1 protein-coding gene is annotated in these 458 nt (G+C 71.8%); it reads left to right on the top strand.

Features of this window, described 5'->3' with window-relative positions; translation table 11 throughout:
- The coding region (locus tag AC5Y5W_RS24980; RefSeq protein WP_500022664.1) for a glutamate-cysteine ligase family protein at positions 1-458 on the top strand (458 nt) is incomplete at both ends.

The raw sequence follows: 458 nt of genomic DNA, 5'->3' as shown, positions 1-458 counted from the left end.
GCGGATCCGCTGCGGCCGGCCAAACGGGTCAACCCGGGCGCGCGCTATGCCGCCATGGAACGGTTCTTCGTGGCCAGCCGCACCGGCGTCGCCGGCGCGGCGATGATGACGTCGACGGCGTCGGTCCAGGTCAACCTCGACGCCGGACCGCAGGCGGGGTGGGCGGCGCGGGTGCGGTTAGCCCATGCGCTGGGTCCGACGATGGTGGCCATCGCCGCCAACTCCCCGCTGGTGGGTGGGCGGTTCTCCGGCTGGCTGTCCACCCGCCAGCGGGTGTGGAGCCAACTTGATTCGGCGCGCTGCGGGCCCATCCTGACCGCCAGCGGCGACGATCCCAGCACCGACTGGGCGCGCTATGCCCTGAAGGCACCGGTGATGTTGGTGCACGCCGCGCACAACGGCACTGCCGTTCCGGTGACGCACTATGTGCCGTTCGCCGATTGGGCTGACGGCCGGTC

It is taken from the genome of Mycobacterium sp. NGS51 (genome assembly GCF_059812525.1).
Note: the sequence above shows the minus strand (reverse complement) of the source record. Positions and strands in the feature narration are given on the sequence as shown.